Raw genomic sequence first — 21,997 nt, forward strand, 5'->3', positions numbered from 1 at the left:
CCCGACACCGAGAAGCCTCCCGCAACCGCCCCCTCCCCCACCTCCCTCCGCGGAGCGGTTCCCGCCCCTCCCCCGCACGGGTGAGCCGGTCCGGGCGGTCGGCGACCCGCCCGGCGCCGGGAACGCCGCAGGGCGGCCACCCCGTGAGGGGTGACCGCCCTGCGATCAGCGGCCGTCGAAGGCCGAAGAGGTGACTCAGCCGGTGTACGGGCCGTAGTCGTAGTCGTCCAGCGGAACCGCCTGGCCGGAGCCGGCGCCGAAGGGCGACAGGTCGTAGTCGTCGTAGCCGACGGCCGAGTACATCGCGGCCTTGGCCTCCTCGGTCGGCTCGACCCGGATGTTGCGGTAGCGGGGCAGACCCGTACCGGCCGGGATGAGCTTACCGAGGATGACGTTCTCCTTGAGGCCCAGCAGCGGGTCCGACTTGGCGTGGATCGCCGCGTCGGTGAGGACCCGGGTCGTCTCCTGGAAGGAGGCGGCCGACAGCCAGGACTCGGTGGCCAGCGAGGCCTTGGTGATACCCATCAGCTGCGGACGGCCGGAGGCGGGGTGACCGCCCTCGGCGACCACACGACGGTTCTCGGTCTCGAAGCGGCCGCGCTCGACGAGCTCGCCCGGGAGCAGCTCGGCGTCGCCCGACTCGATGATCGTCACGCGGCGGAGCATCTGCCGGATGATGATCTCGATGTGCTTGTCGTGGATCGACACACCCTGCGAGTTGTAGACCTTCTGGACCTCGGCGACCAGGTGGACCTGGACGGCACGCTGGCCCATGATGCGCAGGACGTCGTGCGGGTTGGTGGCACCCATGGTCAGCTTCTGGCCGACCTCGACCGCCTCGCCCTCGCTGACCAGCAGCTTGACACGCTTCGAGACCGGGTAGGCGATCTCGTCGGTGCCGTCGTCCGGCGTGATGACGATCTTGCGGGTCTTCTCGGTGTCCTCGATCCGCGCCCGGCCGGTGGCCTCCGAGATCGGGGCCACACCCTTGGGGGTACGGGCCTCGAAGAGCTCGACGACACGCGGCAGACCCTGGGTGATGTCGTCACCGGCCACACCACCGGTGTGGAAGGTACGCATCGTCAGCTGGGTACCGGGCTCACCGATGGACTGGGCGGCGATGATGCCGACCGCCTCACCGATGTCGACCAGCTTGCCGGTGGCCAGCGAGCGGCCGTAGCAGAAGGCACAGGTGCCGACGGCCGACTCACAGGTCAGGATCGAGCGGGTCTTGACCTCGCTGATGCCGTGGCGGATCAGCTCGTCGATCAGCACGTCACCGAGGTCGGTGTTCGCGGTGGCCAGCAGCTTGCCGTCCACCGTGATGTCCTCGGCGAGCATGCGGGCGTAGACGCTGGTCTCGACGTCGTCCGTCTTGCGCAGGACGCCGTCCGCACCCACGATGCCGATCGCCAGCTTCAGGCCGCGCTCGGTACCGCAGTCCTCCTCGCGGATGATGACGTCCTGGGAGACGTCGACCAGACGACGGGTGAGGTAACCGGAGTCGGCGGTACGGAGGGCGGTGTCGGCCAGACCCTTACGGGCACCGTGGGTGGAGATGAAGTACTCCAGCACGGTGAGACCCTCACGGAACGACGCCTTGATGGGTCGCGGGATGGTCTCGTTCTTGGCGTTCGACACCAGACCACGCATACCGGCGATCTGGCGCATCTGCATCATGTTTCCACGAGCACCCGAGTCGACCATCATGAAGATGGGGTTCGTCTTCGGGAAGTTCGCGGCCATGGCGTCCGCGACCTCGTTGGTCGCCTGGGTCCAGATGCCGACGAGCTCCTGCTTGCGCTCGTCGTTGGTGATCAGACCGCGCTCGTACTGCTTCTGGACCTTCTCCGCCTTGGCCTCGAAGCCCTCAAGGATCTGGGGCTTGCTCGGCGGGACGATGACGTCCGAGATCGAGACGGTGACACCCGAGCGGGTCGACCAGTGGAAGCCGGCCGACTTCAGGTTGTCCAGGGTCGCCGCGACGACGACCTTGGGGTAGCGCTCGGCCAGGTCGTTGACGATCGCGGAGAGCTGCTTCTTGCCCACCTCGTAGTCGACGAACGGGTAGTCCTCGGGCAGCAGCTCGTTGAAGAGCGCGCGGCCCAGGGTGGTGGTGAGGCGGAAGGGCTCGCCCTCGTACCAGGTCTGCTGGCCGTCCTCGTCCACCGGAGCGGCCCAGCCGCGCGGCGGGACGGTGCCGGCCGGCAGGCGCAGCTCGATCGGGGCCTGCACGTCCAGGTCGCGGGCGTCGAAGGCCATGATCGCCTCGGCGGTCGACGAGAAGGTGCGACCGGCGCCCTTCACGTTCTCGCGGTCCGAGGTGAGGAAGAACAGACCGAGCACCATGTCCTGGGTCGGCATGGTGACGGGGCGACCGTCGGCCGGCTTCAGGATGTTGTTCGAGGACAGCATCAGGATGCGGGCCTCGGCCTGCGCCTCCGCGGAGAGCGGCAGGTGGACGGCCATCTGGTCACCGTCGAAGTCCGCGTTGAACGCGGTGCAGACGAGCGGGTGGATCTGGATGGCCTTGCCCTCGACCAGCTGCGGCTCGAAGGCCTGGATGCCGAGGCGGTGCAGGGTGGGCGCACGGTTCAGCAGGACCGGGTGCTCGGCGATGACCTCTTCGAGCACGTCCCACACGACCGGGCGGGCACGCTCGACCATGCGCTTGGCCGACTTGATGTTCTGCGCGTGGTTCAGGTCGACCAGGCGCTTCATCACGAACGGCTTGAAGAGCTCCAGCGCCATGGCCTTCGGCAGACCGCACTGGTGCAGCTTGAGCTGCGGGCCGACGACGATGACCGAACGGGCCGAGTAGTCGACTCGCTTGCCGAGCAGGTTCTGACGGAAACGACCCTGCTTGCCCTTCAGCATGTCGCTGAGGGACTTCAGCGGGCGGTTGCCCGGGCCGGTGACCGGACGGCCGCGGCGGCCGTTGTCGAACAGCGCGTCGACGGCCTCCTGGAGCATGCGCTTCTCGTTGTTCACGATGATCTCGGGGGCACCGAGGTCGAGCAGGCGCTTCAGGCGGTTGTTGCGGTTGATGACGCGGCGGTACAGGTCGTTCAGGTCGGAGGTCGCGAAGCGGCCACCGTCCAGCTGCACCATCGGACGCAGGTCCGGCGGGATGACCGGGACGCAGTCCAGCACCATGCCGTTGGGCTTGTTGGTGGTCTGCAGGAACGCGGAGACGACCTTGAGGCGCTTCAGCGCACGGGTCTTCTTCTGGCCCTTGCCGGTGCGGATGATCTCGCGCAGGCGCTCGGACTCCTCCGCCAGGTCGAAGTTCTCCAGGCGGTCCTTGAGCGCCGCGGCGCCCATCGAGCCGGAGAAGTACGTGCCGAAGCGGTCGCGCAGCTCGCGGTAGAGCAGCTCGTCGCCCTCAAGGTCCTGGACCTTGAGGTTCTTGAAGCGGGCCCACACCTCGTCGAGGCGGTCGAGCTCGCGCTGCGCGCGGTCGCGCAGCTGCTTCATCTCGCGCTCGGCACCCTCGCGCACCTTGCGGCGCACGTCGGCCTTGGCGCCCTCGGCCTCCAGCTCGGCCAGGTCGGTCTCGGCCTTCTTGGCGCGGCCTTCGAGGTCGGAGTCGCGGCGGTTCTCGATCTGCTGACGCTCGACCGAGACGTGCGCCTCCAGGGACGGCAGGTCGCGCTGGCGGCGCTCGTCGTCGACCCAGGTGATCATGTAGGCGGCGAAGTAGATGACCTTTTCGAGGTCCTTCGGCGCCAGGTCCAGCAGGTAGCCCAGGCGGGACGGGACACCCTTGAAGTACCAGATGTGGGTGACCGGGGCGGCCAGCTCGATGTGGCCCATCCGCTCACGGCGCACCTTGGCGCGGGTCACCTCGACGCCGCAGCGCTCACAGATGATGCCCTTGAAGCGGACGCGCTTGTACTTGCCGCAGTAGCACTCCCAGTCCCGGGTGGGGCCGAAGATCTTCTCGCAGAAGAGCCCGTCCTTTTCCGGCTTCAGGGTGCGGTAGTTGATGGTCTCCGGCTTCTTGACCTCGCCGTGCGACCACTGGCGGATGTCGTCGGCGGTGGCCAGGCCGATGCGGAGCTCGTCGAAGAAGTTGACGTCAAGCACTGGTCGTCAAGCCCTCTTTCGTAAGTCGAGAGTCGTTCATGTGGTCTGAGGGGGGCCTGGGGGCGGGCCGGCCGCGGTCGTGCGGCCGGCCCCACCTCCGTCAGACCTCTTCGACGCTGCTCGGCTCGCGCCGGGACAGGTCGATGCCGAGCTCCTCGGCGGCGCGGAACACGTCCTCGTCGGAGTCCCGCATCTCGATGGACTGGCCGTCCGAGGACAGCACCTCCACGTTGAGGCAGAGCGACTGCATTTCCTTGATGAGGACCTTGAAGGACTCGGGAATGCCGGGCTCGGGGATGTTCTCGCCCTTGACGATGGCCTCGTAGACCTTCACGCGGCCGAGCACGTCGTCGGACTTGATGGTGAGCAGCTCCTGCAGCGCGTAGGCCGCGCCGTACGCCTCAAGGGCCCACACCTCCATCTCACCGAAGCGCTGACCACCGAACTGCGCCTTACCACCGAGCGGCTGCTGGGTGATCATCGAGTACGGGCCGGTCGAACGGGCGTGCAGCTTGTCGTCGACCAGGTGGTGCAGCTTGAGGATGTACATGTAGCCGACCGAGACCGGCATCGGGAACGGCTCGCCGGAGCGGCCGTCGAACAGCCGGGCCTTGCCGGTGGAGTTCACCAGGCGCTCACCGTCACGGGTGAGGGTGGTGTTGTCCAGCAGGCCGGTGATCTCGTCCTCGCGGGCGCCGTCGAAGACCGGGGTGGCGAGGTTGGTGCCACCGTCGACCTGGTCGGCGCCGATCGCCTGCAGGCGCTGGGCCCACTCGTCGGCGAGGCCGGAGACGTCCCAGCCCTGCTTGGCGAGCCACCCGAGGTGGATCTCCAGGACCTGTCCCGGGTTCATTCGGGACGGGACACCCAGCGGGTTGAGGATGATGTCGACCGGGGTGCCGTCCTCCAGGAACGGCATGTCCTCGACCGGCAGGATCTTGGAGATGACGCCCTTGTTGCCGTGACGGCCGGCGAGCTTGTCACCGTTGGTGATCTTGCGCTTCTGGGCCACGTAGACGCGGACCAGCTGGTTGACGCCCGGGGGCAGCTCGTCGCCCTCTTCGCGGTCGAAGACGCGGACGCCGATGACCTTGCCGGACTCACCGTGCGGCACCTTCAGCGAGGTGTCGCGGACCTCACGGGCCTTCTCACCGAAGATCGCGCGGAGCAGGCGCTCCTCGGGGGTCAGCTCGGTCTCACCCTTCGGGGTGACCTTGCCGACCAGGATGTCGCCGGTGACGACGTCGGCGCCGATGCGGATGATGCCGCGCTCGTCGAGGTCGGCGAGGACCTCCTCGGAGACGTTCGGGATGTCCCGGGTGATCTCCTCGGGGCCGAGCTTGGTGTCACGGGCGTCGACCTCGTGCTCCTCGATGTGGATCGAGGAGAGGACGTCGTCCTGCACGAGGCGCTGCGACAGGATGATCGCGTCCTCGTAGTTGTGACCCTCCCACGACATGAACGCCACGAGCAGGTTCTTGCCGAGGGCCATCTCGCCCTCGTCGGTGCAGGGGCCGTCGGCCAGCACCTGGTTGACCTCGACCCGGGCGCCCTCGTCCACGAGCACCTTCTGGTTGAAGGCGGTGCCCTGGTTGGAGCGGGTGAACTTGGCGGCGCGGTACGTGGTGTACGTGCCGTCGTCGTTGGCCACGGTGACGTAGTCGGCCGAGACCTCCTGGACGACACCGGCCTTCTCGGCGGTGATGACGTCGGCGGCGTCGACGGCGCAGCGGTACTCCATGCCGGTGCCGACCAGCGGGGCCTCGCTCTTCAGCAGCGGCACCGCCTGACGCATCATGTTGGAGCCCATGAGCGCGCGGTTGGCGTCGTCGTGCTCAAGGAACGGGATCATGGCGGTCGCGACCGACACCATCTGGCGCGGCGAGACGTCCATGTAGTCGATCTCGGAGCCCGGGATGTAGTCGATCTCGCCGCCGCGGCGGCGGACGAGGACACGCGGCTCGGCGAAGGTCAGCTCCGCCGTCAGCGGGGCGTTCGCCTGCGCGATGACGTAGCGGTCCTCCTCGTCGGCGGTCAGGTAGTCGACCTGCTCGGTGACCACACCGTCGACGACCTTGCGGTACGGGGTCTCGATGAAGCCGAACGCGTTGACCCGGCCGTACGAGGCCAGCGACCCGATCAGACCGATGTTCGGGCCTTCGGGGGTCTCGATCGGACACATGCGGCCGTAGTGCGAGGGGTGCACGTCACGGACCTCGAAGCCGGCGCGCTCACGGGAGAGACCGCCGGGGCCGAGGGCGGACAGACGACGCTTGTGGGTCAGACCCGACAGCGGGTTCGTCTGGTCCATGAACTGCGACAGCTGGCTGGTGCCGAAGAACTCCTTGATGGAGGCGACGACCGGCCGGATGTTGATCAGGGTCTGCGGCGTGATCGCCTCGACGTCCTGGGTGGTCATGCGCTCGCGCACGACGCGCTCCATACGGGCGAGACCCGTACGGACCTGGTTCTGGATGAGCTCGCCGACGTTGCGCAGGCGACGGTTGCCGAAGTGGTCGATGTCGTCGACCTCGACCACGATGTCGCGGCCGTCGCCGTCACGCCACTCGGTCTCGCCCGCGTGCAGCTTCACCAGGTACTTGATCGCACCGATGATGTCGGGCTCGGTGAGCACGCCGGAGTCCAGCGACTCGGCGTTGCCCAGCTTGCGGTTGACCTTGTAACGACCGACCTTGGCCAGGTCGTAGCGCTTCGGGTTGAAGTACAGGTTCTCCAGAAGCGTCTGCGCGGCCTCGCGCGTCGGCGGCTCGCCCGGACGCAGCTTGCGGTAGATGTCCAGCAGCGCGTCGTCCTGGCCCTGGGTGTGGTCCTTCTCCAGGGTGGCGCGCATCGACTCGTACTCGCCGAACTCTTCGAGAATCATCTCGTTGGTCCAGCCGAGCGCCTTGAGCAGCACGGTGACGGACTGCTTGCGCTTGCGGTCGATGCGGACGCCGACCATGTCGCGCTTGTCGATCTCCATCTCCAGCCAGGCACCACGCGAGGGGATGACCTTGCAGGAGTAGATGTCCTTGTCGGACACCTTGTCCAGGGTGGAGTCGAAGTACACACCCGGGGAGCGGACCAGCTGCGAGACGACGACACGCTCGGTGCCGTTGATCACGAACGTGCCCTTGTGGGTCATGAGCGGGAAGTCGCCCATGAAGACCGTCTGAGACTTGATCTCACCGGTCTCGTTGTTGGTGAACTCGGCCGTGACGAAGAGCGGGGCCGCGAACGTGAAGTCGCGGTCCTTGCACTCGTCAATGGAGTTCTTCGGCGGCTCGAAACGGTGGTCGCGGAAGGTCAGGGACATCGACCCGCTGAAGTCCTCGATCGGGGAGATCTCCTCGAAGATCTCCTCCAGACCGGACTTGGTGGGGACGTCCTGACCACTCTCCAGGGCCGCCTCGACCCGGGACTTCCAGGCCGCGTTGCCGAGCAGCCAGTCAAAGCTCTCGGTCTGCAGGGCCAGGAGGTTCGGGACCTCAAGGGGCTCCTTGATCTTCGCGAAGGAGACGCGGAGCGGGGCGGTGGATGCGGCGGAATTGTTCGAGGCGTTGCGCGGCGCGGCCAAGAGGGGGGTCCTTCCGAGGGCTCGGAGCTCACTACGCGCGTACCAGCCGGGCCTGCTTGGGCTTGGTCCCGCCTCCATCGCCACCGGCCTCTGCCGGAGTCGAAACCCCAGGTCAGAGCCGCTTTGCGGAGGCGATGCCAGACCCCTTCAGGGCAACGCAAACTCCGGGCGACGAGTCACGGAGCAGCTAACAGGCAGCGCAAAGGGACAGTGTAGCCAAAGGCCACACTGCTGTCCAGCTCTGATTCGGAGACCGAATCGGAGACTCCTCCCGGTAGCCGGTGAGCGCGGACGCCCACCGGGTACTGCTCTAACTCACGTGGAGTCATTTCCCGCCGGGCCACTGGTTATGCATCCAGCAGCGGACCAACCGGGCGGACTCGCGCCTTGAGAATCGCGCGCCGCGCCTGGTTCGTCAAGGGCCCGCCGACGGTGCGGACCTCGCCCCGTCCATCGGTCGGATCCCCTCCGGCGTTACAGAAGCCGTGGTGGGGACCGCCCCGACGACGTTGATCACCATACCCCTCACCACCGACACTGCCGAGTGCGCGATCGGCCACACCGGTGGGGCGCATCGACCCGGACGGCGGAACGGGGCCCGGAGCGGGGCCCGGAACGGGGCCGGACGGGGCCCGCCCCCGGGAACGCGAAAAGGCCGGGCCGACCACCCGTGAGGGTGGTCGGCCCGGCCGCACGCCCCCTCAGAGGGGGCGCAAGATCACTTGACGGTGACCTTGGCGCCGGCACCCTCAAGGGCAGCCTTGGCCTTCTCGGCAACGTCCTTGGCAACCTTCTCCAGGACCTTGGCACCAGCGGTGTCAACGAGGTCCTTGGCCTCCTTCAGGCCGAGGGAGGTCAGGGTGCGCACCTCCTTGATGACCTGGATCTTCTTGTCGCCGGCACCGTCGAGGATGACGTCGAACTCGTCCTGCTCCTCAGCGGCCTCGGCGGCCGGGCCGGCAACGCCGGCGGCGGCAACGGCGACCGGGGCGGCAGCGGTGACGTCGAACTTCTCCTCGAAGGCCTTCACAAAGGCGGCCAGCTCGATGAGGGTGAGCTCCTCGAACTGCGCGAGCAGCTCGTCCTGGGACAGCTTCGCCATGATGGCGTCCTTCCACTAAATCGGCAGGTGGTGCCGGATGTACGGGTTGGGCGGGCACGGGCCCGCAGCGAGGCGTGAGCCTGCCGAATTACTCGGCGGCAGCGTCCTCGGCGGCGGGAGCCGGCGTACCGGCACCGCCCTGCTCGACCTTGTCGCGCAGCGCGTCCACAGTGCGGACGAGCTTCGACGGCAGGGCCTGGAAGAGCGCGGCAGCCTGGGACTGCTTGGCCTTCAGGGCACCCGCCAGCTTGGCGAGCAGCACCTCGCGGGACTCAAGGTCCGCGAGCTTCTTGATCTCATCGGCGGACAGCGCCTTACCGTCAAGGACACCGCCCTTGATGATGAGAGCGGGGTTCTCCTTGGCGAAGTCACGCAGAGCCTTCGCCGACTCCACCGGGTCACCGGTGACGAAGGCGACAGCCGTCGGACCGTTGAACAGGTCGTCGAGCTCCGTGATCCCGACCTCATTGGCCGCGATCTTGGTCAGCGTGTTCTTCACCACGGCGTACTCGGCGTTGTCGCCGAGCGAGCGACGCAGGGTCTTGACCTGCTTCACCGAGAGACCGCGGTACTCGGTCAGCAGCGCCGCGGAGGAGCCACGGAACTTGTCCGTGATCTCGGCGACGGCAGCAGCCTTGTCGGGCCTGGCCATAGGCTTACGCCTCCTTCCGTGATGTCGAAGTCAGGCCGACCACGAAAGTCGACCAATTCTGCCGCTGACCGGCTGGACGGAAGGAAAGCCCTTGCAGAAATGCAATGAGCCCCGATGCGCAGGGGCACGGGGCTCGGAACGACCTCGACGGGCTGCCGCGCGAACGCGAGACCCGGAAGTCGAAGCTCCAGACACACCTGCGCGGGCTGCCTGCGACGAATCGCAGATCCTTCGGCCACCGACTCCCTCTCGGGCGCCCGGCGACAACCAGCGGTCTTTGGCTTCGGCCAGATTAGCCGGACGCGTCCGCGAGGTGCAAATCGCCCTCGGACGGAGCAACCCCGGAGCGGCTCAGCGGGCCAGCGGGGAGACCGTCCGCACGCCGGTGTCCGCGGTGTCCGTCTCAGCCGGCGCCTGCGCCGAGAGCAGGGCGCCGGCCAGGTCGGTGTAGAGCACCGAGTCGTCCGCCCGGCCGCTGTCCCCGCTGCCGGTGCGCTGGAGCCGCACCAGCTGGTCCTTGTCGTTGAGCCAGAGGTCCAGGGTGAGCAAGAGCGAACCGCCGGGGGCGAGCGCGGCCCGCAGGCCGTCCCGGCGGGCCTGGGGCAGCTGGGTCTGGGCGGCCGCGTACCGCTCGGCGTTGGTGGTGACCCGGTAGTGCTCGACGGTCGAGTCCTCGTACTTCTCCTCGCCGACGAAGGCGGGGTCCGTCCCGTCGGCGGTGGCCGCGGCCAGCGCCTCCACCGGGTTCAGCAGGTCGATCAGCCCGGCGTACGGGATCTCCTTGCGGCCGTCCGGGTCCGGCGGAACGGTGAAGCGCTCCCAGTGCCGGCCGCCCTGCCGGGCCGCGGTGGCCGCGTCGCCGCCCTGGTAGGCGACGGTGTCCACCACGATCAGCTGCTCGGCGTCGGCCGGGGTGGAGCGCTTGACCTGCAGCGCCGTCTTCGGCTGCCAGAACAGCGGGCCGGATCCGGCGTCCGCGCCGAGCCGGTAGCTGACCTTGGCCCGGCGGGCGGTCTGCATGGCCAGCTGGGCGGAGAGCAGCACGCCGTGCGGCGAGCGGTCGGTCGGCTTGGCCGCGGAGGCGGTCGGCGACGCGCTGGTCGGGGTCGGGCTGCCGGACGGCTCGGCCGACCCGTCGGCTCCCCCGCCGCAGCCGCTCAGCCCGCTCGCCAGCAGGGCGACGACGGCCACTGCCGCCAACCGCTGCCGTCCCGCCACGTCCGTTCCCTTCCTCACCCTGCTCCGTCCGACGACGGCCCTCGTCCCGCCACCTTGCCACCCGTCACCGGCCCGCGCGGTGGCGGCCCCCTCAGCGATCGGGCCGGTCCGGCCGGATCCACCGGGTCGGCCGAGCCGGGGCCGTGCGCGCCGGTCGGCCGGTGGCGCCCTCCTCCGGGCTCCGCGGGCTCGGTGGACGCCACCACGTCGGACGGCTCCGGGTGGTGGCGGTCACCGGGACGGCGCGGTCCGGGTGGGCGACGGCCGGATCAGCTGCCGAGCAGCTTGAGGAGCTCGGCCTGGTCGCCGAGGTCGGCGGCGGCGGGCGCGGTGATCGCGGCGGCCTTGCCGAGGTCCGAGTAGGTGACCGTGACGGCCTCCTTCGCACCGTTCGTGTCGCCGTACTCCTGGTACTGGACGAGCTCCTGCTTGGCGTTCAGCCAGAAGTCGAAGGTGAGGGTCTTGCCGTCCTCCTCCAGCGTCTTCTGGACGGCCTTGCGCTGCTCCTCGGGGAGCCCCGACATCCCGGCCACCAGGGTGGAGGTCTCCTCGACCGCCCGCAGGTGGGTGGTCGGGGTGCCCTTCAGGTCCTCCTGGCCGACCTTGGTCGGCTTGCCGCCCTGGGCCGCGACGGTGAGCAGGACGACCGGGTTCAGCATCTGGCCCGCCGCCCGGAAGCCGTCCCCGGCCTCGTTCCCGGCGGGCAGCTTCACCCAGTGCTTCCCGCCCAGGACCGCGGCCGCGTCGTCGCCGCCGAGGTAGGCGTCCGGCCCGACCACCCGGATCCGGAGCTTCTTGCCCCCCATGTCGCCGACCAGGTCCACGGCGGCCTTGGCCGGGTCCTTCCAGTCGGCGTCGCCGGTGCCGCCGCCCTTGGCGTCGTCCGGGGCGACCATGGTGACCTTGCCGTTGCCGGCCTTCTGCATGACCAGCGCGGAGGCGGCCAGCGCCGCCTTCGGGTCCCCGGTCAACGCCGCCGCGATCGGGTCGCCGCCGCCCTTGGCGTCGCCGGCCTTGGCGTCGTTGCCGCCCTTGCTGCTGCAGGCGGTGACCGCACCGAGCAGGACGACCGTCGTCGCGACGGCCGAGGCGAGGCGCACAGCGCGCATGAAGTCCCCCGTGAAGATCATCGTCGACCCGGACAGGAGCCGGTTCCCGGCTCTTCCCAGGTCTCTCCCAGTCATTCCCAGCCGGACTCTAACGGATCTCCCGAGCCGTCACTCACCGGATTTCGGGCATCCCGTCAGCCGTCCGCGGCGGGCGACGCGTCGCCCGTCCCGGAGGACGGGACGTCCGTCGTGGTCACGGTGGTTCCGGCGGTGCCCCGGACCGTCTCGCGCAGTCTCATCAGCCGCTCGCCGGGCCCCACCCAGACGTCGAAGCCGATCGTCGTGACCCCGCGCTGCCGGTACCAGTCGACCGCGGCCGCGCGCCGCTGCGGGCTCGACTCCCGGTCCGCGCCGAAGAATCCGTCCACCGACACGGAGCCCTGGTAGTGCGCGACGGTCGTGCCGGCCAGCTGCTCGCCGCCGAGCGATCCGAGCGGGACGGCCTGGGCGATCGCGTAGGCGCGGCTGCCCGGGTCGGTGACCAGCGCGGTCGTCCAGCCGCCCGCGTAGCCGTCCGGATCGGGGCCGGCCGTCGGGTCCAGCGACTCGGCGCCGGCCCGGTCGGCGTGCTTGGCCGCGCCGCCCTGGTAGACGAGGTCGATCGCGCCGTTCCTCGACGTCAGCTGCCCGGTGCCCGCCTCGTCGGTGACGGTCAGCGCGGCCTCGTCCCGGGGGCCCCAGACCAGCGTGCCGCTCGCGGTGCGACGCCCCTCGGGCCCCTCCCGCTCCACCTCGATCCGGGCACCGCCGGCGTCGTCCAGGGCCTGCGCGGCCGAGAGCACCACCTGCTTGGGCGGCAGGGCCGTGGGGACGCCGGGCGTGCCGGTGTCCGGTACGGCCAACAGGCTGCAGCCGGTGCCGGCGCCGAGCAGCAGCAGAACGGCCGCCAGGGCGGCGGAGCGGGGGGCTGGCGGCACGGCACACTCCGTCGGTCGCGGGCTCTCCACATGATCTGACCGGCAGAGCGTACGACGGTTCGTGCATGCGTTCCCATCCGGGCAGGTCCCGGCCCCGCAGCCGCTCCCGTCGCGCCCCCGACCCCGGCTCCGGGAGCGGCTCCGACCGCGGGAACGACGACGGGCCCGCACCCCCGGTGAAGGGGGTGCGGGCCCGTCGTACGGACTGCTCTAGAGCGCTGGGGCTCAGACCGCGGCCGGGTCCTCCTCGACGAGGAGGTTGCGGGTGCGGTTCGGGTCCACCAGGATGCCGGGGCCCATGGTGGTCGAGAACGCGGTCTTCTTGATGTAGCGGCCCTTGGCGGCGGACGGCTTGGCGCGGAGCACCTCGTCCAGCGCGGCGGCGTAGTTCTCGACCAGCTGCTCGTCGGTGAAGGAGGCCTTACCGATGATGAAGTGCAGGTTCGAGTGCTTGTCGACGCGGAACTCGATCTTGCCGCCCTTGATGTCGTTGACAGCCTTGGCGACGTCCGGGGTCACGGTGCCGGTCTTCGGGTTCGGCATCAGACCACGGGGACCGAGCACGCGGCCCAGGCGGCCGACCTTGCCCATGAGGTCCGGGGTGGCGACGACGGCGTCGAAGTCCAGCTTGCCCTTCGCGACCTCGTCGATCAGCTCGTCGGCACCGACGATGTCGGCACCCGCAGCACGCGCGGCCTCGGCACGCTCGCCGGTCGCGAAGACCAGGACCCGAGCGGTCTTACCGGTGCCGTGCGGGAGGATCACGGTGCTGCGGACCATCTGGTCGGCCTTGCGCGGGTCGACGCCCAGACGCATGGCGACCTCAACGGTGCCGTCGAACTTGGTGGTGCTGGTCGCCTTGGCGAGGCGGACAGCCTCAAGGGGGGCGTAAAGGCGCTCGCGGTCGACCTTGGCGTCCGCGGCCTTCAGAGCCTTGCTGCGCTTCACTGCTGCTCCTGAATGGTGATTGGAGTTGTGGTGTCTCGGGCCTGCGCAGGCCCTACCACAGGGAACGAGAAGGGGATCAGCCCTCGACCGTGATGCCCATCGACCGGGCGGTGCCGGCGATGATCTTCTCCGCGGCGTCCAGGTCGTTGGCGTTCAGGTCGGGCATCTTGGCGGTGGCGATGTCGCGGACCTGGGCGCTGGTGAGCTTCGCGACCTTGGTCTTGTGCGGCTCGCTGGAGCCCTTCTCGATACCGGCGGCCTTCAGGATGAGGCGCGCGGCCGGCGGCGTCTTCGTGATGAAGGTGAAGGAACGGTCCTCGTAGACCGTGATCTCCACCGGCACGATCATGCCGCGCTGCGACTCGGTCGCAGCGTTGTAGGCCTTGCAGAACTCCATGATGTTGACGCCGTGCTGACCCAGCGCGGGGCCGACCGGCGGCGCCGGGTTGGCCGCGCCGGCGTTGATCTGGAGCTTGATAAGCCCCGTGACCTTCTTCTTCTTGGGAGGCATGTCTCTCCGGGTCCTTCCGAGAGGTGATTGCTGGTGCGTGCGGAACCGGGGCGACACCCGGCCGCCAGCACACACATCGGACCAGGCTAACGCGTCCGCGCCGCTGGACCAAAACGGATCCGGGGCAGGGCCCTCGGCCCCGCCCCGGATCCGAAGACCGTATGACTAGTTCTTCTGGATCTGGTCGAAGGAGAGCTCGACCGGGGTCTCCCGGCCGAAGATCTCGACCAGGCCCTTGACCTTCTTCGAGTCGGGGTTGATCTCGTTGATGGTCGCCTGCAGGGTCGCGAACGGGCCGTCGGTGACGGTGACCGAGTCGCCGACCTCGAAGTCCAGCACCTGGATCTCGCTCGGCTTGACCGGCGAGGGCTTGCCGGCCTCCTTGGCCGCCTGGCGCTCGACGTCGGGGGCGAGCATCTTGACGACCTCGTCCAGCGTCAGCGGGTACGGGTCGTAGGCGTTGCCGACGAAGCCGGTGACACCCGGGGTGTTGCGCACGACGCCCCAGGACTCCGGGGTGAGGTCCATGCGCACCAGGACGTAGCCGGGGAGCTTGTTCTGGCGGATGGTCTTGCGGTCGCCGTTCTTGATCTGGACGACCTCCTCCTGCGGCACCTCGGCCTGGAAGATGTACTCCTCGACGTTCAGCGAGACGGCGCGCTGCTCCAGGTTCTGCTTCACCCGGTTCTCGTAGCCGGCGTAGGTGTGGATCACGTACCACTCGCCCGGCATGAAGCGCAGGTCCTCGCGGAACTTGGCGACCGGGTCGACCTCCTCGGCCTCCTCGGCCTCCTCGACCTCGGTCTCCTCGGCGGCGGCCTCGACGTCGCCCTCCTCGTGCAGCGCGGCCTCCTCGGCGGGCTCGCCGGCCTCGGCCTCGTCGTACGCCTCGACCTCGTCCTCGTCGCTGTCCGCGGCGTCCACGATCTGCTCGGCGGACTCGACGTCGTCAGCCAGCTCGGCCGCGTCCAGCTCGGCGGCGACATCCGCCTCGCGGACGGTCTCGTCGGCGTCGTACAGGGGGGACTCAGACACGGTGGCTGCTTCTTTCCTGGAGATGGTGAAGGTGGCGCGCTCCGGAACCGGACCCGGCGCGCTGCCGCTCGCGCGGGCGCCTGGATGAGGCCTCGGAGACTTCAACAGTACCGAGTCAACGGTAACGGCGCGTACGACCTCCGCCGACAGCTCGACCCGGGCCGAAGGTCGGCCCGGGTCGGGAGGTTGTTTCGAAGGTGGTCGGCTGCGTCAGCCGAAGATCCAGAGGCTCAGCTTGGAGAAGCCGTAGTCCAGACCGGCCACGAAGGCCATCACGACGACGACGAACACGACCACGACGGTGGTGTAGTTGGTGAGCTCGCTCCGGGTGGGCCAGACCACCTTGCGCAGTTCCGCGATGATCTGGCGGTAGAACAGCGCCATGCGGGCGAACAGGCCCTTCTTGGCCCGCTTGCCGGACTTCTTGTCGCCCGAGCGGTTGGCCCGCTTGCGGTCGCGGCGCGAGAGCGCCTTCTCCTCGCCCTCGGCAGGCGTGGTCCCGGCAGCGCCGTCGGCACCCTCGGGGTTGCCGCTCTCAGGCGTTGCGGTGGAGCCCGTGGTCTCCGTCACTCGTCCTCACCTGAATCCGGGTCCTGCCGGACCGTCGCCGCGCACCCTAGATGGAGCACGACCGGCCGGCTTAGCGGTGCTGATCGGTGCCATCTCCGCATCAAGCCCGCTCGCTCTGTGGAGCGAACGGGCTAAGTGCGGATCTAGCAGCAGGGCAAGAGGGACTCGAACCCCCAACCGCCGGTTTTGGAGACCGGTGCTCTACCAATTGAGCTATTGCCCTACGGTGCCTCGCGGCTCCGGTGGCGACCAACCTACCGCATCTCTCCCCGCTGTCTGCACAGGCGGTTCAAGCTCCGGTCTTTTTCGGCGGGCCGTCGAGCAGCGAGTGTACGTGGTCGAGGGGCGTTTGGTCGAACCTCTTCTTCCGGGACGATCGATCGCCCGGCGGATGTCCGGTCCGGCGGGGCGCCCGCCGACGGATCGCCGGGCGCCGGGATCCGGACGGAGCCGTACGGATACTGGAACCGCGCTGCCCGGTCCGTCCCGGTTCTGCGACGATGCAGGCATGAGCGCTTCCACCCCGCAGCCCGACCAGTCCATCCGCCCCGCCGACCGCCGGGTCTCCGCCCGGATCGGCGCGATCGCCGAGTCCGCGACCCTCGCCGTGGACGCCAAGGCCAAGGCTCTCAAGGCCGCCGGCCGCCCGGTCATCGGCTTCGGTGCCGGCGAGCCCGACTTCCCCACGCCGGACTACATCGTCGAGGCCGCCGTCGAGGCCTGCCGCGACCCGAAGAACCACCGGTACACCCCGGCGGGTGGCCTGCCCGAGCTGAAGGCCGCGATCGCCGCCAAGACGCTGCGCGACTCCGGCTACGAGGTGGACGCCTCCCAGGTACTGGTCACCAACGGTGGCAAGCAGGCGATCTACGAGGCCTTCGCCGCGATCCTGGACCCGGGCGACGAGGTCATCGTCCCGGCCCCGTACTGGACCACCTACCCGGAGTCGATCCAGCTGGCCGGCGGCGTCCCGGTGGAGGTCGTGGCCGACGAGACCACCGGCTACAAGGTCTCGGTCGAGCAGCTGGAGGCCGCCCGCACCGAGAACACCAAGGTGGTGCTGTTCGTCTCGCCGTCCAACCCGACCGGCGCGGTGTACACCCGGGCCGAGGCCGAGGCGATCGGCCGCTGGGCGCTGGAGCACGGCCTGTGGGTGCTCACCGACGAGATCTACGAGCACCTGGTCTACGGCGACGCCGAGTTCACCTCGCTGCCGGCCCTGCTGCCCGAGCTGGCCGACAAGTGCATCGTGGTCAACGGTGTCGCCAAGACCTACGCGATGACCGGCTGGCGGGTGGGCTGGGTGATCGGCCCCAAGGACGTCATCAAGGCCGCGACCAACCTGCAGTCGCACGCCACCTCGAACGTCTCCAACGTCGCCCAGCGCGCCGCGATCGCCGCCGTCGCGGGCGACCTCTCGGCCGTGCACGAGATGCGCACCGCCTTCGACCGTCGCCGCCAGACCATCGTGAAGATGCTCAACGAGATCGACGGCGTCGTCTGCCCCGAGCCGCAGGGCGCGTTCTACGCGTACCCGTCGGTCAAGGGCCTGCTGGGCAAGGAGATCCGCGGCAAGCGTCCGCAGACCTCCGCCGAGCTGGCGGGTCTGATCCTGGACGAGGTCGAGGTCGCCGCCGTCCCCGGTGAGGCCTTCGGCACCCCCGGCTACCTGCGGTTCTCCTACGCGCTCGGCGACAACGACCTGGTCGAGGGCATCAGCCGGATCCAGAAGCTGCTGGCCGAGGCCCGCGACTGACGTCAAGCAGACATTCGGGATTCACCCGGCACACCGCCCTCTTTCACCCCTTCGGGGGACGAAAAGAGGGCGGTTCCCGTTCTGGGGCCGCATACGGCAGTATCGGTGAATGGAACGCCTGTTGAACCCGCGAGACGTCAGGGGCCTCCCGAAGGCCCACCTGCACCTGCACTTCACCGGCTCGATGCGACCCGCCACGCTGCTGGAGCTGGCCGACAAGCACGGCGTCCGGCTGCCGGAGGCACTGAGTTCCGGCGAACCGCCCAGGCTGCGGGCCACCGACGAGCGCGGCTGGTTCCGCTTCCAGCGCCTGTACGACACCGCCCGCTCGGTGCTGCGGGACGAGGCGGACATCCGCCGGCTGGTCCTGGAGACCGCGCAGGACGAGCGGCGGGACGGCTCCCGCTGGCTGGAGATCCAGGTCGACCCGACCTCGTACGCACCCCGGCTCGGCGGGCTGATCCCGGCGCTGGAGCTGATCCTGGACGCGGTGGACCAGGCCGCCCGGGCCACCGGGGTGGGCATCCGGGTGCTGGTCGCGGCCAACCGGATGAAGTCCCCGATGGACGCCCGGACGCTGGCCCGGCTGGCCGTCCGCTACGCCGACCACGGGGTGGTCGGCTTCGGCCTCTCCAACGACGAGCGCCGCGGCCTCGCCCGGGACTTCGACCGGGCCTTCGCGATCGCCCGCAAGGGCGGCCTGCTGGCCGCCCCGCACGGCGGGGAGCTGGCCGGCCCGGAGTCCGTCCGGGACTGCCTAGACGACCTGGACGCCGGCCGGATCGGCCACGGCGTCCGGGCCGCCGAGGACCCGCGGCTGATGGAGCGGCTGGCGGCCCGGCAGATCACCTGCGAGGTGTGCCCGTCCTCCAACGTCTCGCTCGGCGTCTACGAGAGCCCCGAGGAGGTCCCGCTGCGCAAGCTCTTCGACGCCGGCGTGCCGCTGGCGCTGGGCGCGGACGACCCGCTGCTGTTCGGCAGCCGACTGGCCGCCCAGTACGACCTGGCCCGGGACGTCCTGGGCTTCGACGACGCCGAACTCGCCGAGCTGGCACGGCAGTCGGTGCGCGGCTCGGTCGCGCCGGAGGCCGTCCGCAAGGAGCTGCTGGCGGACATCGACGCCTGGCTGGCGAACGGGCACGCCCCCGCGGACGCGCCCGTCACCGCCGCCGCGGCACCCTAGGCGCGCCGCCGGGCCGCACCGCCGGATCGCGCCGCCGGATCGCGCCGCGCAGCGCGGCCGGAGCGCCGCGCTAGAGCGCGACGCCCACCATCACCGGCTCGTTCACCAGCTCCACCCCGAAGGCCTCGCGGACCCCGTCCCGGATCTCCCGGGCCAGGGCCAACAGGTCCTCGGCGGTGGCCGAGCCGCGGTTGGTGAGCGCCAGGGTGTGCTTGGTGGAGAGGGTCGCCGGGCCGCTGCCGTAGCCCTTGCCGAAGCCGGCCTTGTCGATCAGCCAGGCCGCCGAGGTCTTGGTGCAGCCCTCCGGGGCCGGGTAGGCGGGGGCGTTCTCGGTGCCCGGGCGGGTCCGGAAGGACTCGTACTGCGCGGCCGTGAGCACCGGGTTGGTGAAGAAGGAGCCCGCCGACCAGGTGTCGTGGTCCGCCGGGTCCAGCACCATGCCCTTGCCGGCCCGCAGCCCCAGCACCGCCTCGAAGGCCTCGGCCAGCGGCACCCGCTCGTCCTGTCCGACCCCGAAGTGCTTGGCCACCTCGGCGTACTTGACCGGGCTGGAGAGGCCGGCGTGGTCCGCCAGGGCGAACCGGACCCGCAGCACCACGTAGCGGTCCGGCTCGGCCTTGAACCGGCTGTGCCGGTAGGAGAACGCGCACTCGGCGTTCGAGAGCGTGACCACCTCGTCGGCGGCGCGGTCGTAGGCGACCACCTCGGTGATCGTCTGGGCGACCTCCTGGCCGTACGCGCCGACGTTCTGCACCGGGGTGGCGCCGGCCGAGCCGGGGATGCCGGCCAGGAACTCGATGCCGGCCAGGCCGTGCTCGCGCACCGCCCGGGCGACCGCCTCCGACCACACCTCGCCGGCCGCCAGCTCCAGCACGGTGCCGTCCAGGGCGAAACCGGCGGTGGCGATCCGCAGCACGGTGCCGGGGAAGCCGGCGTCGCCGATCACCAGGTTGGAGCCGCCGCCGAGGACCAGCAGCGGCTCGCCGGCCGCGTCGGCCTCGCGGACGGCGGCGATCACCTCGTCGTCGGTGTGGGCGGTCACCAGGCGGCGGGCCGGGCCGCCGAGCCGGAGCGTGGTCAGCGGGGCGAGGGGGGCGTCGTTTTCTACCAGCACGCCCACCAGCGTACGGGGGGAAGGGCGGCCCCCCGGCCGCCCTTCCCCCGCGCCGGTCCGGTGCGGGTCCGCCACCGGCTCAGACCCGGGCCGCCCCGGCCCGGTCCGCCGCCGGCTGCCCGTCGGCGGCCCGGCCTGCGACCGCGGCCCCGGCCCCGCGCCGGCGCGGGATGAGCGCCGCGGCGAACGCCCCGGCCCCGACGGCCGACGCGCCGACGTACAGGGCGGGCACCAGCCCGTCCGCGAAGGACCGGGCCGACTCGTAGCCGCCCTGCGCCGAGAAGACCGCCGAGAGCACGGCGACCCCGAGCGCCCCGCCGACCTCGCGCAGCGCGTTGTTGGCACCGGAGGCGATGCCCTGCTCCTTCGGCCGGACGCTCGCCATCACCAGCTGGGCGGTCGGGCCGAAGTACAGCGACATCCCGATCCCGCAGATCACGATGACCGGGACCTGCGCGGCGTAGTCGAAGCCGCCGCCGTCCGCGACGAGGCCGAACAGCGCGAGGCCGATCGCCTGGAGCGCCAGCCCGGCCACCACGATCGGCCGGCCGCCGATCCGGTCGGAGACGATGCCCGCGATCGGCGAGACCAGCAGCGGCATCGCCGTCCAGGGCAGCATCCGGATGCCGGCCTCCTGCGGGCTGTAGCCGCCGACCCCCTGGAGGTACTGGCTGATCAGGAAGATCGAGCCGAACATCCCGAGGTACATCAGCAGGCTGGCGGCGTTGACGGCCGAGAAGGTGCGGCTGCGGAAGAGCCGCATCGGCAGCATCGGGTGGGCGGCCACGCGCTGCTCGTACCGGACGAAGGCGGCCAGCAGCACGACGCCGCCGATCAGGGCGCCGAGGACCAGCGGGCTGGTCCAGCCGTCCGGGTTGCCGCGGATCAGGCCGAGCACCACCCCGAACATCCCCAGGCTGACCAGCGCCGTTCCGGGCACGTCCAGGGCCCCGTCCGCGCCGCGGCTCTCGCCGAGCCGGCGGAAGGCCAGCGGCAGCAGGACGAGGCCGACCGGGACGTTCACCCAGAAGATCCACTGCCAGGAGAAGTGCTCGGTCAGCGAGCCGCCGATCAGCGGTCCGGCGGCGACGGCGAGGCCGCTGACGCCCGACCAGATGCCGAAGGCCAGCCCCCGCTTGGCCTCGGGCACGGCCGCGGTGAGCAGGGTGAGGGTGAGCGGCATCATCACCGCGGCTCCGACGCCCTGGACCGCCCGGGCGGCGATCAGCTCGCCGATCTCCGGGGAGAGGGCGGCCGCCGCCGAGCCGGCCGTGAAGATCGCCAGGCCGACCAGGAAGATCCTCCGGCGGCCGAAGCGGTCGCCGAGGGCGGCGCCGAACATCAGCAGCACGGCGAAGCTCAGGGTGTAGGCGCTGACCGTCCATTCGAGGTCGGACAGCCCGCCGCCGAGCTCCTCGCGGATCGACGGCAGTGCGGTGGTGACCACCAGGTTGTCCAGGGCGGCCATGAAGCCGGCCGCGCTGACGATCACCAGGGTCCAGATCGCGGTCCTGCCGAGGACCGGTTTCTCCGTCATGACTTCCCCCAGGTTCCTCTCGGGTGTTCCAGGAGTCTCAGGTAGTTATCGCTCAATAACTTTCGGGGGCCGAAAAGAGGCCGCACGGATGCCACCGTGCGGCCCGCCTACTCGGCCTTGTCGCACTTGTCGTCGAAGCCGGTCCAGATCCGGTGGTCCGGCGGGAAGCCCAGGGCCACCAGGGTGTTGATCAGCATCCCGTGCGCGAAGAACTGCGTGGTGTCCCGCATGTCGCCGCCGATCCGGATCCTGACCCGCTCGAACAGGCCCTCCCAGAGCCGCCGGGCGCTCTCCCCAATCTCCTCCTCGCCGGACGCCCTGGCCGCGAACACCGAGACGTAGAGCTGCATCTGCATCATGAGCTGGTCACGGTCCTCGACCAGCCCCATGTACGCCCCGGACATCGCCTCGGCGGCCGCCTCACCGGTCAGACCGGCCGAGGCCTCGTCGAAGACCCGCCAGGTCTCCTCCACGCAGCGTTCGGCGGCCGCCTCGAAGATGGCCTGCTTGCCCGGGAACAGCCGGAACAGGTACGGCTGCGAGACGCCCACCCGGCGGGCGATCGCCTCGGTGGAGGTGCCCCGGTAGCCACCCCGGGCGAACTCGATCATCGCGGCACGGACGACGCTCTCGCGCCGCTCCTCCGCACTCATCCTCATGCTCGACCTCGCCATGCATT

Annotated in this window: 16 protein-coding genes and 1 tRNA gene; 2 read left to right on the plus strand and 15 right to left on the minus strand. The window is 70.2% G+C overall.

Annotation, left to right across the window (positions count from 1 at the left end; genetic code table 11):
• Window positions 1-195: 195 nt before the first annotated feature.
• The 12 genes from ACIRST_RS19720 to ACIRST_RS19775 form a co-directional block, all read right to left on the minus strand.
• On the minus strand, window positions 196-4,089 hold the full coding sequence (locus ACIRST_RS19720; protein WP_350519880.1) for a DNA-directed RNA polymerase subunit beta': 3,894 nt from the start codon (window positions 4,087-4,089) through the stop codon (window positions 196-198).
• Window positions 4,090-4,189: 100 nt separating this feature from the next.
• Window positions 4,190-7,666, minus strand: a complete 3,477-nt coding sequence (gene rpoB / locus ACIRST_RS19725; RefSeq protein ID WP_350519879.1) for a DNA-directed RNA polymerase subunit beta — start codon at window positions 7,664-7,666, stop codon at window positions 4,190-4,192.
• 718 nt (window positions 7,667-8,384) lie between these two features.
• The gene (gene rplL / locus ACIRST_RS19730) at window positions 8,385-8,768 is read right to left on the minus strand and encodes a 50S ribosomal protein L7/L12 (RefSeq protein WP_350519878.1); all 384 of its coding nucleotides are present in this window, start codon (window positions 8,766-8,768) and stop codon (window positions 8,385-8,387) included.
• Between the two features lie 88 nt (window positions 8,769-8,856).
• On the minus strand, window positions 8,857-9,420 hold the full coding sequence (gene rplJ / locus ACIRST_RS19735; protein WP_045693068.1) for a 50S ribosomal protein L10: 564 nt from the start codon (window positions 9,418-9,420) through the stop codon (window positions 8,857-8,859).
• A 351-nt stretch (window positions 9,421-9,771) separates the two neighbouring features.
• Complete coding sequence (locus ACIRST_RS19740; RefSeq protein WP_402803226.1) at window positions 9,772-10,638, minus strand: hypothetical protein; 867 nt, start codon at window positions 10,636-10,638, stop codon at window positions 9,772-9,774.
• A gap of 269 nt (window positions 10,639-10,907) precedes the next feature.
• On the minus strand, window positions 10,908-11,747 hold the full coding sequence (locus ACIRST_RS19745; RefSeq protein WP_402803227.1) for a hypothetical protein: 840 nt from the start codon (window positions 11,745-11,747) through the stop codon (window positions 10,908-10,910).
• A 134-nt stretch (window positions 11,748-11,881) separates the two neighbouring features.
• Window positions 11,882-12,664 (minus strand): hypothetical protein, encoded by a 783-nt coding sequence (locus ACIRST_RS19750; RefSeq protein WP_402803228.1) that lies wholly within the window; start codon window positions 12,662-12,664, stop codon window positions 11,882-11,884.
• Window positions 12,665-12,889: 225 nt separating this feature from the next.
• Window positions 12,890-13,612 carry a 50S ribosomal protein L1 gene (gene rplA, locus ACIRST_RS19755; RefSeq protein ID WP_329930358.1) on the minus strand — a complete coding sequence of 241 codons (723 nt, stop codon included), beginning with the start codon at window positions 13,610-13,612 and terminating at the stop codon, window positions 12,890-12,892.
• Window positions 13,613-13,688: 76 nt separating this feature from the next.
• On the minus strand, window positions 13,689-14,123 hold the full coding sequence (rplK, locus tag ACIRST_RS19760) for a 50S ribosomal protein L11 (protein WP_350519874.1): 435 nt from the start codon (window positions 14,121-14,123) through the stop codon (window positions 13,689-13,691).
• A 165-nt stretch (window positions 14,124-14,288) separates the two neighbouring features.
• On the minus strand, window positions 14,289-15,158 hold the full coding sequence (nusG, locus tag ACIRST_RS19765; protein ID WP_402803229.1) for a transcription termination/antitermination protein NusG: 870 nt from the start codon (window positions 15,156-15,158) through the stop codon (window positions 14,289-14,291).
• 210 nt (window positions 15,159-15,368) lie between these two features.
• Window positions 15,369-15,728: a preprotein translocase subunit SecE gene (secE, locus tag ACIRST_RS19770; protein WP_350519872.1), complete on the minus strand. Its 360-nt coding sequence runs from the start codon at window positions 15,726-15,728 to the stop codon at window positions 15,369-15,371.
• Between the two features lie 150 nt (window positions 15,729-15,878).
• Window positions 15,879-15,951, minus strand: a tRNA-Trp gene (locus tag ACIRST_RS19775).
• 285 nt (window positions 15,952-16,236) lie between these two features.
• Here ACIRST_RS19775 and ACIRST_RS19780 point away from each other — a divergent pair.
• Together ACIRST_RS19780 and ACIRST_RS19785 are read left to right on the plus strand one after the other, a co-directional pair.
• Window positions 16,237-17,484 (plus strand): pyridoxal phosphate-dependent aminotransferase, encoded by a 1,248-nt coding sequence (locus tag ACIRST_RS19780; RefSeq protein ID WP_350519871.1) that lies wholly within the window; start codon window positions 16,237-16,239, stop codon window positions 17,482-17,484.
• A gap of 109 nt (window positions 17,485-17,593) precedes the next feature.
• Window positions 17,594-18,667, plus strand: coding sequence for an adenosine deaminase (locus tag ACIRST_RS19785; RefSeq protein ID WP_402803230.1), 1,074 nt, complete (start codon window positions 17,594-17,596; stop codon window positions 18,665-18,667).
• Window positions 18,668-18,737: 70 nt separating this feature from the next.
• Here ACIRST_RS19785 and ACIRST_RS19790 read toward each other — a convergent pair whose 3' ends face one another.
• The 3 genes from ACIRST_RS19790 to ACIRST_RS19800 form a co-directional block, all read right to left on the minus strand.
• The gene (locus ACIRST_RS19790) at window positions 18,738-19,781 is read right to left on the minus strand and encodes a UDP-N-acetylmuramate dehydrogenase (RefSeq protein WP_402803231.1); all 1,044 of its coding nucleotides are present in this window, start codon (window positions 19,779-19,781) and stop codon (window positions 18,738-18,740) included.
• A gap of 79 nt (window positions 19,782-19,860) precedes the next feature.
• Window positions 19,861-21,318, minus strand: a complete 1,458-nt coding sequence (locus ACIRST_RS19795; protein WP_402803232.1) for an MFS transporter — start codon at window positions 21,316-21,318, stop codon at window positions 19,861-19,863.
• A 107-nt stretch (window positions 21,319-21,425) separates the two neighbouring features.
• On the minus strand, window positions 21,426-21,992 hold the full coding sequence (locus ACIRST_RS19800) for a helix-turn-helix domain-containing protein (protein WP_350519867.1): 567 nt from the start codon (window positions 21,990-21,992) through the stop codon (window positions 21,426-21,428).
• Window positions 21,993-21,997 lie beyond the last annotated feature (5 nt).

This window comes from Kitasatospora sp. NPDC101447 (genome assembly GCF_044767225.1).
In the GTDB taxonomy this organism is placed as follows: domain Bacteria; phylum Actinomycetota; class Actinomycetes; order Streptomycetales; family Streptomycetaceae; genus Kitasatospora.